The sequence below is a fragment of the Streptomyces sp. NPDC029152 genome (genome assembly GCF_055564355.1).
Genome location: NZ_JBVHWR010000023.1, coordinates 1 through 14,729, shown reverse-complemented (window position 1 = coordinate 14,729; position 14,729 = coordinate 1). Strand labels below are relative to the sequence as shown.

Sequence of the window (14,729 nt, the reverse complement as noted above, 5' to 3'; positions counted from 1 at the left end):
CTCCGCAGGGCCTGCTCCGTCCGGCACCGCCGTTCCAGGGGAGAACAAGAAAACCGTGGGATCCATGATGTCGCTCGTCTGCTGTCCCTTCGCCGGGGCCGGCACCGCGTTCTTCCGCCCGTGGCGACGCCACGCCCCTCCCAGCGTCGAGATCGTGCCGGTACTCCTGCCCGGGCGTGAACGGCTCATCGAGACGGCCCCGTTGCACGACGTGGAGGAGGCCGTCCGGACGGTGCTGACCGAGACCGCGGAACGGGTAGCGGGCACCCGGGTGGTGGTCTTCGGCCACAGCAGCGGCGGTGTGCTGGCATACGCCCTGGCCCGCGCACTCATTGCCGAGACCCGGATCGAGGTGGTCCGGCTGTTCGTCAGCGGCGCCCGGGGGCCAGCCGTCCCACCGCCGCATCGGGCTACCGAACTGCCCGACGAGGATTTCCTCGCGCGAATCGAGGACTTCGCGGGATACCGGCACCCTGCCCTCGCCGACCCGGAAATGCGCGAGCTAATCCTGCCCACCCTGCGCGCAGACGTGGAGATGTACGAGAACTATCGCCATGACCCGGCCGACCGGATCCCCGTCCCGATCACCGCGGTCCGCGGCAGCGAGGACGAGCTGATCAGCGCGGCGGATGTCCACGGATGGTCGTCCGCCACCAGCGCGGGCTTCGAGTCCGTCGAACTCCCCGGCGGCCACATGTACCTAACGGAGCGGGCGTCCGAGCTGCTGCAGCTCGTCCTCGAGTCAAGCGCACCGGCCAACGCCCGGGAGAGCCGGTGAGCTCCCGTCTCGAAACCGGCCGTCACGTCCCCGCGGTCGGCTCCCCGTTCGCCTGGGGCCTGGGCGACCCGGACTCGCTCGACCCCACCGTCGTCCACGACCTGCGCCTGCAGCTGGGTACCTCCATCGAACCCGCGCCCTGGTTCGCCGCCCTCGCCGCCGTCCTCCACCGGTACGACCCCCACGGCCAGCCCGTGGTGGACCTGCTCCCCGGCCCCCACGGGGAAGCGGCCGCGCCTGTCCGCTGCTCGCACGGCGAGGTCGGTGGCGCCGACACGCTCGGCGCCCTCGCCCAGCGCTATACCAAAGCAGAGCGCCCCGTGCGCGACCTCGTGCGGCGGCACGGAGCCGAATTCACGCTCCCCGCCCCGGACGGAGGCACTCCCGCCCTCACGCTGCGCCCGCACACCGACACCGACGGAGAGCCGCGGCTGCAGGTCCGGTACGACCCGCGCCTGCTGCACCCGAGCATGGTGCACCAGTGGACGGGGCATCTCGTTCGGGCACACCGGGAGGCCGTCACGACACCGGACACCATGGTCGATGACGTGCGGCTGCTGGACCCCGCCGAGGAGGCCGCCGTCCACGAGCTCGGGCGGGGAGAGCCGCTGCCGGACCGCACCGAGGCCTCGCTCACGGCCGCCTTCGACGCGGTCGCCGCCGCCCGGCCCGGGGCAATCGCGGTCGGCGACGGTGTGACCGCCCTGACCTACGGAGAGCTGAGGTCCGCAGCAGACCGCCTGGCACAGGGCCTCCGCGCGGCGGGCGTCCGCCGGGGCAGCCGGATCGGGCTGTGCTTGGAGCGCGGATCCGATCTGGTGGTCGGTGTGCTGGCCGTCCTTAAGGCCGGCGGCGCCTACGTCCCGATGGACCCGAACTACCCCGAGCAGCGCTTGCGCTACACGGCAAACGACGCGGGCCTGGCGCTGGTGGTCACCGACCACGACGACTTCCCGGCCCCGACCGGAGTGCCGTGCGCCCATCCGCGGTCCCTGGCCGACGCCCGAGCCGACCGAACACCTAGCACGGAGCCAGGCGCGGCGCCGGAACCCGAAGACGCGGCGTACGTCATCTACACCTCTGGATCCACCGGGCGGCCCAAGGGCGTCGTCGTTCGCCACCGCAGCGTGCTCGCCCTGATCGCGGCGACCAGGGACACGTACGGCTTCGGCCCGGACGACGTCTGGACGCTCTTCCACTCCATCGCGTTCGACTTCTCGGTCTGGGAGATGTGGGGCTGCCTACTCACCGGCGGCCGGCTGGTCGTCGTCCCCCACGTGGTCTCGCGCGACCCGGAGGCGTTCCGCGACCTGCTCGCCGAGGAGCGGGTCACCGTGCTCAACCAGACCCCGTCCGCCTTCGCCCAGCTGGCCGAGGCGGACCGCAGGAGCCCCGCGGACCTCGCCCTGCGGCTGGTCGTCTTCGGCGGTGAGCCGCTGGACGCCCGGACACTCCTGCCCTGGTTCGAGCGCCACCCCTCGCAAACGTGCCGGATGGTCAACATGTACGGCATCACCGAGACGACGGTGCACGTCACCGCGCAGACGCTCACCCCCGGCCTCGCCGCAGCGTCCACCAGGTCCGTCGGCCGGCCCCTGCCCGGTTGGTGGATCCGTGTGGCCGACGCCCGCGGCCGGACCCTTCCATTGGGCGTCGCGGGCGAGATCCTCGTCGGTGGCGCGGGCCTGGCCGAGGGCTATCTCGGCCGCCCCGAGCTGACCGCCGAGCGCTTCCCCGCCGACGAGCGTTTCTCCGGCGGTCGGCTCTACCGCAGCGGGGATCTCGGCCGGCTGCGTCCTGACGGCACACTCGATCATCTGGGTCGGATCGACTCGCAGGTCAAGCTGCGCGGATTCCGGATCGAGCTGGACGAGATCCGGGCCGTCCTGTTGGAACAGCCGCACGTCACCGCCGCTGCCGTGGTCGTGCGGGCAGCAGGCGAGGGTGGTGCCCACGGCCAGCGTCTCGACGCCTACGTCGTGCTCGACGGCGGCGACGCCGAAACCGTACGGCGGGGCGCAGCGCGCCTGCTCCCGGCGTACATGGTTCCCGCGACGTGCATCGCCCTCCCCTGCCTGCCGGTGACCGTCAACGGCAAGCTCGACGTGCACGCACTGCCCCTTCCCCGGTCCGGCGGACAGGCCGCAGACCGGCTGCCCAGGGCAACGGACCCGGACGATGACCTGACCGGCCGGATCAGACGCGTCTGGGCGGACACCCTCGGTCTGCCGGTCGGGCCGGACGACGACTTCTACGACGCGGGAGGCGACTCCGTGGCGGCTGTGACCATCGTGCGCGCGCTCCGCGACCAAGGCCTAGCCGGTGCCTCGCTGCGACTCATGATGCGCCACGGCACACCGAGAGCGCTCGCCAAGGCTCTGCACGAGACCGAGGACGCTCCCCCGGTCCGGCGTTGCCCCCCCATCGATCCACGCACTCCCTTCCCTCCTCAAGGTGGAACCCCATGATGCTCAGTCAGCTCACCTCCGAACAGCAGGAGGCGCGGCACCGGTTCAAAACGTTCGCCGAAAAGCAGATCGCGCCGCACGCCGCCGGCTTCGACGCGAGCGAGGCCGTCCCCGCGGACGTGGTCGCCTCCTTGGCCGAGGAGGGTCTGCTGGCGTCCGTGATTGCACCCGCCGCTGGCCCCGCGGCGGACTGGGTGACGTACGGGCTGATGAGCGAGGAGCTCGGCCACGCCTGCCAGAACATCCGCAACTTTGTCGCAGTGACCGACATGGTCGCCTCGGCGGTCGACCGCTGGGGCAGTGACCGTCAGCGCCACCGCTGGATAGAGCCGATCCGGCGGGGCGAGGTGCTGGCTGCCTTCGCGCTCACCGAACCGGAGGTCGGCAGCGACGCGGCGTCCATCGAGACGGTCGCCGAGCAGACCGGAGACGGCGAGTCCGGGGGATACGTGCTGAACGGGCGCAAGAAGTGGATCAGCTTCGGCCAGGTCGCCGACCTTTTCCTGGTGTTCGCCCAACTGGACGGCAGGCACACGGCGTTCCTTATCCCGCGCGAGACTCCCGGGCTGACCGTGCAGCCGATCACCGGCCTACTGGGACTGCGCGGCTCCATGCTCGGCGAGCTGGTCTTCGACAACTGCCGCCTCGGTCCCGACGCCCTGCTCGGCCGCCCCGGCATGGGCCTCACCTTCATCGCCTCGACCTCGCTCGACCTGGGCCGTTACAGCACGGCTTGGGGCTCGGTCGGTCTGGCCCGGGCTTGTCTGGAAGCCTCGGTCCGGCGATCGGACGCGCGCACGCAGTACGGCGGTCCGATCAGCGGCCATCAGCTGGTGGGCCGCATGCTCGCCGACATGGTCACCGACGTCACGGCCACCCGGCTGCTGTGCCTGCAGGCCGGCATCGCCAAGGACCACGGCGAGCCCGACGCGGTCAACCTAACGCTGATGGCCAAGTACCGGGCCTCGCTGCTGGCCAATCAGGCCGCGGCCGACGCGGTGCAGATTCACGGAGCACAGGGCATCGGCACTCCGGGCCACGTCGAACGGCATTTCCGCGACGCCAAGGTCATGGAGATCATCGAAGGCACCACCCAGATCCAGCAGACCATGCTCGGCCAGTTCGCCCGACAGTTGGTCACGAGCGGCTGACTTCTGCCTGACGCAACCTGAGGAATCGCATTGATACCGACCGCGGAGCGCACTCGACAGTCCGCCGACGAACCCGAGCAGTACACCTACGACCACCGGGTCCCCTACACCGACCCGGGTGATCCGGACTGCCGCAGTCCCTGGCACTACCTGTGGTGGCTCGTCAGGATGCAGCGCGGGCGTGTCCTGCTCGGCTCGCTGTGGAGCACCCTGTGGATGTGCGCGCTGATGCTGCCGCCATACTTCCTGGAGCGGGCCGTCGATGAAGGGCTGCAGAAGCGGGACACCGGCGCGCTGCTGCAGTGGACCGCGGCGATCCTGGTCATAGGCGCGGCCATCGCCTGGCTCGGCATCTTGCGTCACCGGGCGATGACCCTGGTGCGTGTGGACGCGTCCAACCGTACGATCCAGGTCCTCGTGCGCCAGGTGGCCCGGCTCGGTGCCGTCCTGCCGCAGCGGGTGTCCACCGGCGAACTGGCCCAGCTGCAGACCGGCGACACGGTCCGGATCGCCGTGACGCTAACGATCGCCGGGCCGGGGGTCGGCTCGGTCCTCGCCTACGCGATCACCGCTGTCCTGCTGTCCACCATTTCGGGCGTCCTGGCCGCCGTGGTGCTGCTCGGCGTGCCGCTGCTGGCGGTTGCGGTGGGGCCGCTGCTCGGCAAGTTGCACGGCGCGGAGGGCGAATACCGGGACCGCCAGGCACAGCTGACCGCCCGCATCGGTGACATCGTCTCCGGACTCGGCGTGCTGAGCGGCCTCGGGGGCAAGGCGGTTTTCAACAAGCGGTTCCGCGACCAGTCTCAGGAGTTGGTGACGGACGCCTACCGAGTGGCCGGCTTCACGAGCTGGATACAAGGCATCGGGGCCTGCCTCCCTGTGGTCTTCCTGGCCGCGGTCACCTGGATCAGCGCCCGTATGGCGGCCGACGGCTCCATCACGATCGGAGGCCTGGTGGCGGTATACGGCTACGTCGCCGCGCTCCTGATCCCCGTTTCGTTCTTCATCGAGGGGGCGGACGACCTGCCCCGAGGCCTGGTGGCCGCGCGACGAGTGATCGGCATCCTCTCGCTCGCCCCGGCAGCCACGCACGGCGGGGGTCGGCCCGCCCCGGACGGCCCGGCTGTGCTGCGCGACCCCCACTCCGGACTGGAGCTAGCCCCGGGAGAGATGTCGGCGCTGGTGTCCGCGCGCCTGAACGAGGCCCGCGCCGTGGTGGACCGAATCGCCCGATTCACCGAATCCGACGCGACCTGGGGCGACGAGCGCCTGTCCGCGATCGACCTGGCCGAGGTTCGCCGACGGATCGTCCTGGCGGACAACGACGCCCATCTCTTCTCCGGCACGATCCGCAGCGCGGTGCAGGCTCGCCCCGGTCAGCGGCCCGAGGAGGTCGCCGCAGCGGTCCACACGGCCGCGGCCGACGACATCCTCGACCTCGCACCCGGCGGCCTGGAGGCCCGGCTCGACGACCAGGCCCGCAACTATTCCGGCGGGCAGGCCCAGCGCCTGCGCCTGACCCGCGCGCTCCTGGCCGACCCTGAGGTGCTTCTGCTCGTCGAGCCGACCTCGGCCCTCGACGCGCACACCGAGGCGGTGGTCGCCGAGCGCCTGTGCGCGGCGCGCCAGGGTGCGACGACCCTGGTCGTCAGCACCTCCCCGCTGATGCTCAACCGGGCGGCACAGGTCTCCTACCTGGTGGACGGCAAGGTGGTTGCCGCAGGCCGGCACACCGAGTTGCTGGCGTCCCATCCGGGCTACCGCGCCCTCACCATGCGAGGCGCCGAGGACGGCGAAACCCCCTCCCCGGACGAACTACTGGAGACTGGAGTCGACCGATGAGCCTCCCCGAGGACTCTGCGCAGTTGCCGGTCGCGGACGCCGCGACCGTCCGCCGTGCCTGTATCGACTTGGTGCGGTCGGACTTGTGGGCGGTCACACGGGCCGTCCTGCTGGTCTGCCTGGCCGCCGCGTCGGCACTGGCCGGGCCCTGGCTACTGGGTCGCATCGTCACCGAGGTGCAGACCGGGCACGCCTCCGTGTCCCGGATCAACATGCTGGCCTCCTGCGCACTGGTCGCCGCACTGGCCCAGCTGCTCCTCACTCGGTTCGCCCTCAACCAGGCACATCGCTTCGGCGAGCGAGCGCTCGCCCGGCTGCGCGAGGAGGTCGTCGACCGGTCGCTCGCGCTTCCCGCGCGGATTGTCCAACGGGCTAGCAAGGGAGACCTGCTGACCCGCGCCTCGCTGGACGTAACGACCGTGGCAACGACGCTGCGGGACGCACTTCCAGGCATGGCGGTAGCGACCATCCACGCGCTGTTCATTTATGGCGCCGTGTTCGTCCTCCATCCGCTGCTCGGCCTGTGCGCCCTGGTGGGCTTGCCACTCATCACCTGGGTCGCCCGCTGGTACCTGGTCAGGGCCAAGACCGCTTACCTGGCTGCCGGAGAGGCCGCCTCCGCAGTGACCGAGGTCGTCTCCAGCACCGCTCAGGGCGGCCGCACCGTGGAGGTCTTCGGGCTGGGCGCGCAGCGAGTCGAGACCGCGGACCGGTCGATCGACACTGCCTACCGCGCCGCGCGGCGCACGCTGTTCCTGCGCTCCGTGCTCTTCCCCGTCACCGAATTCGCCCACTTCCTGCCGATGGCTCTCACCCTGCTCGTCGGCGGAACCGCCTACCTGAACGGGGACGTCGAGCTGGGCGTCGTAGTGACCTGCACGCTCTACATGTGGCGACTGGTCGACCCGCTCGACCAGATCCTCGCACTGGTGGAGCAGTTCCAGGGCAGTGGTGCGGCACTCGCCCGGATCAAGGGAATCGCGGCTGCCGCCGAGGCCGGGACGGTCAACGTGCCGGAGCCGGCAAACGACGGGATCGAGCTGAAGAACCTTTGCTACGCGTACGTTGACGGGCACGACGTGCTGACAGACGTCAACCTGTCGGTCCGTCCCGGCGAGCGGCTCGCCCTGGTGGGGCCGTCCGGGGCCGGGAAGACCACGCTGGGACGGCTCATCGCCGGCATGGACGCCCCCCGCACCGGCACTGCCGCGGTCGGCGGGGTACCGGTGGCGGCCCTGGCTGCGTCCGACGACCTGTGCGGCCGGATCGTCCTGGTCACCCAGGAGCACCACGTGTTCATGGGCACGCTCCGGGACAACCTGTCCATGGCGGCTCCGGAGGCGCAGGACGACCGACTGCTGGCCGCACTCGCGCTGGTCGGGGCGGACTGGGTCGACGAGTTGCCGGACGGACTGGACACCCGGTTCGGGCCAGGCGCGCTCGACCTGGATGCGGCACGTGCCCAGCAGCTCTCCCTCGCCCGGGTCGAGCTGGCGAATCCGCATACGCTCATCCTGGATGAGGCCACCGCCCTGCTGGACCCGGGCACCGCGCGGCGCGCGGAGCAGGCGATGGCGGCCGTGCGGGCGGACCGCACCGTGATCTCGATCGCCCACCGCTTGCAGAGCGCACACGACGCGGACCGGATCGCTGTGGTCGACGCGGGACGGATCGTCGAACTCGGCAGCCATGACGTGCTGCTAGCCGCGAACGGCGCCTACGCGGCGCTGTGGCGCTCGTGGCACGGCCGACCGGCGGCATCCGACGAGGGCCGGTCGGGCTGAGGCCGGTCCGATCCCGCGCACGTTCGAACCACCATTCAACGACTGAGAAAAGAAACAGGTGCCATGCCGGAAGTAGGGATCCACGGGGCCGGTGCAGGCAGGAAGTACGTACTTGCGTGCACGGGCTGTGACGGCGAGATCGAGCCCGGGCTGGTCTTCCGATGTCCGGACTGCGCCGGGGCGTTGGAGCCCCGGTACCGCCTGGACCGGTTCGAGCGCCGGGTCCACGAGGCCCCGGAGCAGGTGTACTTCGACCTCATGCCCCTGAGCTCGCCCAACTTCCTGGACGACGGAATCACCGTCCGCACACCCTGCCGTCCGGCCCCGGCGCTGGGTGCCGCCATTGGGATACCCGGCCTGTGGCTCAAGGACGAGTCGCAGCAGCCGACCGGCACCACCAAGGACCGCCTCGCGGCAACTGTGCTGGCCGTGTACCGGCAGTTCGGCGTCAAAGAGTTCGTCGCGTCGAGTACCGGGAACAGCTCCACCGCGTTGGCCCGCGCAGTCATGCGGGACCCGGCGATGCGGGCCCACTTTTTCTGCGGGACCCGGTTCGTGCCCAACCACGACGTGCCCCGCCACGAACGAACCGTGTTGACCGCTGTGGAGGGCAGTTACGTCAAGGCCTCGCAGCAGGCCCGGCGGTTTGCCGAGGACCAGGGGCTCCATCTGGACCCGGGCTTCTTCAACTGGGCTCGCCGCGAAGGCCTCAAGCTGGCCTACCTGGAAGCCGTCGACCAGATGGACCGGACGCCCGACGTCGTCGTGCAGGCGATCAGCAGTGGCATGGGCATCCTGGCCGCGCACAAGGGCCTGCGCGAGTACCGGAAGCTCGGGCTGGTGGAGCGGATGCCGGAGTTCCTCATGGTCCAGGAAGAGTCATGCGCCCCGGCCGCGAACGCCTGGCGGGAGGGCCGGCGCGGCCTGGGCCCGGCCGACCGGATCGAGCAACCCGAAGGTCTGGCCACGGCCATCCTGCTCGGTGACGGCGCACCTTACTTCCCCTATCTGCACGACATCGCCAGCGACACCGGCGGCGCGATCGTGGCCGTCCCGAGCGAATCGCTCGTCCAGGCCCGGCGGATGCTGAGGGATCTGGAGGGCCTGGACGTGTGCTACGCGGCAGCGGCAACGATCGCGGCGCTCCGAGACCGGGCCGCCGCCGGACTGCTCCGGGGCGACGAGACCGTTCTGGTCAACCTCACAGGGCGTAGCCGGATGCCCGCACTGCAGGACGGAGTCCGTTGATGGATCAGGGACGCGACATCGCGATCATCGGCATGGCCGGGCGCTTCCCCGGTGCGCCCGGCCTGGACGAGTTCTGGGCCAATCTGCGCGACGGCGTCGAGAGCGTCACATTCTTCAGTCCGGAGGAGGTTCTGGCCGCAGGTGCGGATCCAGAGGACGTGGCCCGGGCGAACCACGTGCGCGCAGGGGCGTGCATGGCCGACCTCGACGCTTTCGACGCGGAGTTCTTCGGGTACACCGCACGCGAGGCCGAGACGATGGACCCGCAGCACCGGGTGTTCCTGGAGACGGCCTGGGAGGCCCTCGAGCACTCGGGGTACGACCCGGCGCGGATCGCCGGAAGCGTTGGTGTATTCGCTGGCGCCGGCACCAACAACTACATCGCAAACGTTCACTCCAACCCCCACGTGGTGGAAACCGTCGGCCGAACCCAGGTCCTGCTCGGGAACGAGTTGGGCTTCCTGGCGACCCGCGTCTCATACAAGCTGGACCTGCGCGGGCCGAGCGTCTCGCTGCGCACGGCCTGCTCTACCTCGCTGGTCACCGTGCACTTGGCCTGCCGGGCGCTGCGGGATCGGGAATGCGACCTGGCGCTGTCCGGAGGGGTGTTCTTGAACCTGGAGCAGGAGCAGGGCTACCTGCACCAGGAGGGGTCGTTCCTGTCACCGGACGGACACTGCCGACCGTTCGACCGGGCCGCGGCGGGTACACTGTTCGGCAGCGGAGCCGGGGTGGTCGTCCTCAAGCGCCTCGATGACGCGCTGGCAGACGGCGACAGCGTGTACGCAGTGGTCAAGGGATCCGCAGTCAACAACGACGGAGCCGTGAAGGTCGGTTTCACCGCGCCCGCGGTCGCCGGGCAGGCCCGGGTGGTGGGCGACGCGCTGCGGGACGCTGGCGTGGATGCGGCCGAGGTCGACTACATCGAGGCCCACGGAACCGGCACCGCACTCGGCGACCCCGTCGAGATCCGCGCGTTGACCAAGGCATACTGCGGGGTGCGCCGCGGGAGTGTGGCGCTGGGATCGCTCAAGTCGAACATCGGCCACCTGGACGCCGCGGCCGGGGTCGCCGGGTTGATCAAGACGGTCCTCGCGCTGCGGAATGAGACCCTTCCGCAGACATTGAACATCGAGACCGCCAGTCCCGACCTCGGGCTGGACGAGGGGCCGTTTCGGCTCCAGACGGAGACGGCCCCGTGGCGGCGGGGCTCCCGACCCCGGACGGCCGGCGTCAGCGCCTTCGGCTTCGGCGGTACCAACGCGCATGTGGTCGTGCAGGAGGCGCCTGCCGGGGCGGACAGCGACGACGGGCCGGAGCGCCAGGACGGCAGCCCCCAACTCCTGGTCCTGAGTGCCCGCAGCCGACAGGCACTTGAGCAGCTGACCGACGCGTTCGCCGGCCGACTGCGCCGTGGTGGAGCCTCGTTGGCCGACATTGTCCACACCGCTGCGGTGGGCAGGCACCGGTTCCCGGTCCGACGTGCCGTCACCGGAACCGACAGCGCCTCGATCGCCGCCGCCCTGGAGGCTAGAAACCCGGCCCAGGTGACCACCCGGGAGTGCGGCACGCCCGCGACAGGTGTCGTGTTCCTTCTCGGCGGGCAGGGCAGCCAGCATCCGGGCATGGCACGCGAGCTCTACGACGGCGAACCGGTGTTCCGGAAGGCCGTGGACGCCTGCCGTACCGAACTGGACCGCGCTGGCCTGGACAGCGGCTTCCTCGACCTCATGCTCGGATCGGACACCTCCGCGGAGGCGGTGGCCGCGCTCGACCGCACCGCCGCCGCGCAGCCGGCGCTCTTCGTGCTCGAATACGCGCTGAGCCGGCTGTGGGAAGCATGGGGGATCCGGCCTGCGGCCCTGCTCGGCCACAGCCTCGGGGAGCTGGTGGCGGCCTGCCTCGCCGGCACCTTCACTCTTCCGGACGCCCTGCGCCTGGTGTGCCTGCGGGGCGAGTTGATGCAGCAGCAGGAGGCCGGGGCGATGCTTGGCATCGTCGCCGACCGGAAGACGCTGTCCGCCCTGCTCCCGACAGAGCTGTCCTTCGCAGCGCACAACGGTCCGCAGGACTGCGTGGTGTCCGGCCCGGTGGCTGCCATCGCAGCGTTCGCCGAAGCGCTGACCGACCGGGAGATCTCCGCACAACCGGTGGCGACCTCGCACGCCTTCCACTCCCCGCTGATGGAGCCGATGGTGGCCCGATTCGTCGCGGAGGTCGCGGCGGTGCCGAGAAAGCCGCCCGCCATCCGGTTCGTCTCCAATGTCACAGGTACCTGGATCACCGACGAGCAAGCCCAGGACCCGGAATACTGGGGTCGGCACGTACTGGCGCCGGTGGAGTTTGACGCCGGTGTACGAACCCTGACGGCGGAGCCCGGCCTGGTGTTCCTGGAGGTCGGCCCCGGCCAGACCATGGGCAGCCTGGCCCGACGCATCGTAGGCAGCGAGTCCCGTATGGTCACCTCTTCCCTGCCGCACCGCCGGGACCGGCGCTCGGCGCTCGAGGCGCTGCGCCGGGCACTCGGCCAACTGTGGTCAGCCGGCATCGAGCCCGACTGGGCAGGGCTCCACGGGCATGCGCCACGCCGCCGGGTGGCCGTGCCGAGTTACCCCTTCCAGCGGCGCAGGTACTGGCTGGACCGGAAGTCCGGCCCGGTGGGCACCCCCGGCGCACTCCGTCGGCAGGAGGTCGCCGACTGGATCCAGGCGCCGTCCTGGGAGCGGACCGTCCCGCCGTCGGCTGCGCCCGCTTTCGACGGAGAATCCTGGCTCGTGCTCGTCGACGGCACGGGTTTCGGACCGCTGCTCGCCGAACGCCTGCGGGCGCGGGGGGCCGAGGTCATCACCGTTGCGGCCGGCACCGAGTGGTCCACCGCAGCGCCTGACCATTACACCGTCGTCCCAGGCGAACGCCGGCACTGCGAACAGCTGCTGCACGACCTGCGGGAACGGGGTGTCACTCCTACCTCGATCGCCCACTGCTGGAACGTGAGCGGAGCCGAGTACGCCGGCCTGCCGAGGCAGCAGGCGACCAGGCTCGCCTTCGACAGCCTTGTCGCGCTCGCGCAGGCGCTCAACGGCGACACCGACCGGCCGGAGTGCCGGATCTGGATCGTCGCGAACGGGCTCCACCGGGTCACCGGTGCGGAGGAAGTCATGCCTCTCAAGGCCATGCTGATGGGGCCGGGCCGGGTGATCCCCCGGGAGCATCCCCATATCACCTCCCGCACGGTCGACCTCGTATTGGATGGCCCTGCGGCGGTCCGGGAGTCCGTCGAGCAGCTCCTGAAGGAGTTCTCGGTGCCGCCGGCCCACGCCGCCATTGCCTACCGGGGCCCCTACCGGTGGGCGCAGACCTACGTGGCCGCTCCGCTGCCGCCGACTCCCCCGCAATCACCGGTACTGCGTGCGGACGGCGTATACCTGATCACTGGTGGGACCGGCGGTCTCGGGCTCGCGCTCGCCGAGCACCTGGCCGCACCTGGCCGGCGCATCGCACTGCTGGCCCGCACCGCACTGCCGCCCGAGGAAGAGTGGCTCCGGGTGACGGAGCAGCAGCACGGCCGCCGGGCGGCACGGGCCGTCGAACGGCTCCGTCGCGTCCGCGGCCTCGGGGCCCAGGTAATGGTCGTGCCCGCGGACGTCACCGATCGCGACCAGGTGCGTGCCGCCGTCGACCGGATCACCGGGCGCTGGGGTGCGGTGCACGGGGTCTTCCACGCGGCCGGGCAGGCGGGCGGCGGCCTGATCCAGCTGAAGCAGGCCGAGGAAGCCGCCTGGGTGATGGACCCCAAGGTCCGTGGGACGCTCAACCTGGAGGAGACGCTTGCCCCGTACGACCCGGACTTCCTCTGCCTGTTCGGCTCCAACGCGGCCAACGTCGGCGACTTCGGTCTGGTCGACTACGTCGCGGCGAACGCCTTCCTAGACTCCTATGCGCAATCCCGCACCCCGTGGCGCCGGGTGGTGACCATCGACTGGGGACCTTGGCAGGAAGCCGGGATGGCCGTCGAGACCAGCCTTCCGGAACCGCTGGCGAAGGTCCGGGCCGAGGACGTCGCCCAGCGCGGCATGGCTCCTGCACAGGCTCTGGACGCGCTGGACCGAATCTTGGGCTCCTCCATCGAACCCCAGCTCATAGTCTCCCCCGTGGATGTGAATGTGCTGGTGGAGACGGCGTTCACGCTGCCGTCAGCCTCTGCCGGGGTGGAGGGCGACGGGCGACTGGCAGAGTACGAGCTCACCGGGGCCCGGGGGCCGCGACCCGACATAGCGACCCAGTACACCCCGCCGCGCGGGGTGACAGAACAGCGGCTCTGCGTGGCCTGGCAAGAGGTCCTCGGGGTCGACCGCGTCGGCGTACAGGACAGCTTCTTCGACCTCGGCGGCAGCTCCCTTGTCGCGATCCAGCTCGTGCCGAGGATCAACAGCACGCTCGGCGCCTCTCTCACTGTGGCTCAGTTGTACGAGGCCCTTACCGTGGCCGAGCTGGCCCGTCTGATCGACGGTGACGGCGGTCGGCAGGCCGATGCCGTCGATCAGACACTCGAGCAGGTCCGGGACCGGGCAGCAGCCCGCCGGGCGCACCAGCAGAACCGCGCGTCCAAGGCCAGGGCACGCCGCCGATCGGCCCGTTGACCTCGAATCAGCTATCCGTCTCCGCACTCCGCACACCAAGAAAGAGCGCCATGTACCGCACGATGATGAAGTCCAAGATCCATCGCGCCACCGTGACCCAGGCCGACCTCCACTATGTGGGCTCCCTCACGGTGAGCGCCGACCTGATGGAGGCCGCGGACCTGCTGCCGGGAGAGAAGGTCGACATCGTCGACGTCAACAACGGTGCCAGGCTTTCGACCTACGTTATCGAGGGCCCGCGCGACTCCGGCATCATCGGCGTCAACGGCGCGGCCGCCCGGCTGATCAGTCCGGGTGACATTGTCATCATCATTGCCTACGGGTCCATGCCCGACGCCGAGGCCCGGGAGTTCGAACCCCGCGTGGTCTTCGTTGACGCCGACAACCGTGTCGTCAACCTGGGCACCGACCCCGCTGCCGTACCTGCCGGGTTCGACCTTGAACGCGGCGACAAGGTTCGCAACTGACCGGCCAGACCCCTGGTCGTCTGGCGCGCGTACGCACCGATCTACCGACCGATAGGACACCGCCGTGTCCACCAGACCCCGAACACAAGGAGTGGGATGAACGACAACACCTCAATCCCCATTGACGACATACTCCGGAAAGTGGCCAAAAGCTTCGAACTTCCCACCGTGAAACCCGCCGACTCATTCACCGGCCTCCAGCAGAACTCGCTGGCCGTCCTGCGCATGATGGTCGCGCTGGAATAGCGGTATGGCGGGGAGTGTTCAATGATCGGCGGATCCGATGATCAAGGAGACGCCTGATGAGCGACACCACCATCGAGCAGATAGCGGACGCGGATGTCGAGCCGG

9 protein-coding genes are annotated in these 14,729 nt (G+C 70.4%); all 9 read left to right on the top strand.

Annotated features, from left to right (window positions below; all coding sequences use genetic code 11):
- Positions 1-64: 64 nt before the first annotated feature.
- Entirely contained in the window at positions 65-778 is a 714-nt protein-coding gene (locus tag ACZ4V6_RS31845) for a thioesterase II family protein (protein ID WP_467834091.1), read from the top strand.
- Positions 775-3,246: an amino acid adenylation domain-containing protein gene (locus ACZ4V6_RS31840; RefSeq protein WP_467834089.1), complete on the top strand. Its 2,472-nt coding sequence runs from the start codon at positions 775-777 to the stop codon at positions 3,244-3,246. The genes ACZ4V6_RS31845 and ACZ4V6_RS31840 overlap by 4 nt, the downstream gene beginning before the upstream one ends.
- A complete protein-coding gene (locus tag ACZ4V6_RS31835; protein ID WP_467834088.1) occupies positions 3,243-4,397 on the top strand; it encodes an acyl-CoA dehydrogenase family protein in 1,155 nt (384 codons plus the stop codon). Before ACZ4V6_RS31840 ends, ACZ4V6_RS31835 begins: the two co-directional genes overlap by 4 nt.
- A gap of 228 nt (positions 4,398-4,625) precedes the next feature.
- Positions 4,626-6,239 (top strand): ABC transporter transmembrane domain-containing protein, encoded by a 1,614-nt coding sequence (locus ACZ4V6_RS31830; protein WP_467834192.1) that lies wholly within the window; start codon positions 4,626-4,628, stop codon positions 6,237-6,239.
- On the top strand, positions 6,236-8,023 hold the full coding sequence (locus ACZ4V6_RS31825) for an ABC transporter ATP-binding protein (RefSeq protein ID WP_467834086.1): 1,788 nt from the start codon (positions 6,236-6,238) through the stop codon (positions 8,021-8,023). Before ACZ4V6_RS31830 ends, ACZ4V6_RS31825 begins: the two co-directional genes overlap by 4 nt.
- A gap of 243 nt (positions 8,024-8,266) precedes the next feature.
- A complete protein-coding gene (locus ACZ4V6_RS31820; protein ID WP_467834084.1) occupies positions 8,267-9,271 on the top strand; it encodes a threonine synthase in 1,005 nt (334 codons plus the stop codon).
- Positions 9,271-13,911, top strand: coding sequence for a type I polyketide synthase (locus ACZ4V6_RS31815; protein WP_467834083.1), 4,641 nt, complete (start codon positions 9,271-9,273; stop codon positions 13,909-13,911). Before ACZ4V6_RS31820 ends, ACZ4V6_RS31815 begins: the two co-directional genes overlap by 1 nt.
- Before the next feature lie 50 nt (positions 13,912-13,961).
- A complete protein-coding gene (gene panD / locus ACZ4V6_RS31810; protein ID WP_467834081.1) occupies positions 13,962-14,378 on the top strand; it encodes an aspartate 1-decarboxylase in 417 nt (138 codons plus the stop codon).
- Positions 14,379-14,474: 96 nt separating this feature from the next.
- Positions 14,475-14,624 carry a hypothetical protein gene (locus ACZ4V6_RS31805; RefSeq protein ID WP_467834079.1) on the top strand — a complete coding sequence of 50 codons (150 nt, stop codon included), beginning with the start codon at positions 14,475-14,477 and terminating at the stop codon, positions 14,622-14,624.
- Positions 14,625-14,729 lie beyond the last annotated feature (105 nt).

What these genes read in the sequence shown, in the direction of transcription:
- ACZ4V6_RS31845 (WP_467834091.1), top strand. Translation starts at nt 65, where the DNA reads ATGATGTCGCTCGTCTGCTGTCCCTTCGCCGGGGCCGGCACCGCGTTC.
- ACZ4V6_RS31835 (WP_467834088.1), top strand. Translation starts at nt 3,243, where the DNA reads ATGATGCTCAGTCAGCTCACCTCCGAACAGCAGGAGGCGCGGCACCGG.
- ACZ4V6_RS31830 (WP_467834192.1), top strand. Translation starts at nt 4,626, where the DNA reads ATGCTGCCGCCATACTTCCTGGAGCGGGCCGTCGATGAAGGGCTGCAG.
- ACZ4V6_RS31825 (WP_467834086.1), top strand. Translation starts at nt 6,236, where the DNA reads ATGAGCCTCCCCGAGGACTCTGCGCAGTTGCCGGTCGCGGACGCCGCG.
- ACZ4V6_RS31815 (WP_467834083.1), top strand. Translation starts at nt 9,271, where the DNA reads ATGGATCAGGGACGCGACATCGCGATCATCGGCATGGCCGGGCGCTTC.
- panD (WP_467834081.1), top strand. Translation starts at nt 13,962, where the DNA reads ATGTACCGCACGATGATGAAGTCCAAGATCCATCGCGCCACCGTGACC.
- ACZ4V6_RS31805 (WP_467834079.1), top strand. Translation starts at nt 14,475, where the DNA reads ATGAACGACAACACCTCAATCCCCATTGACGACATACTCCGGAAAGTG.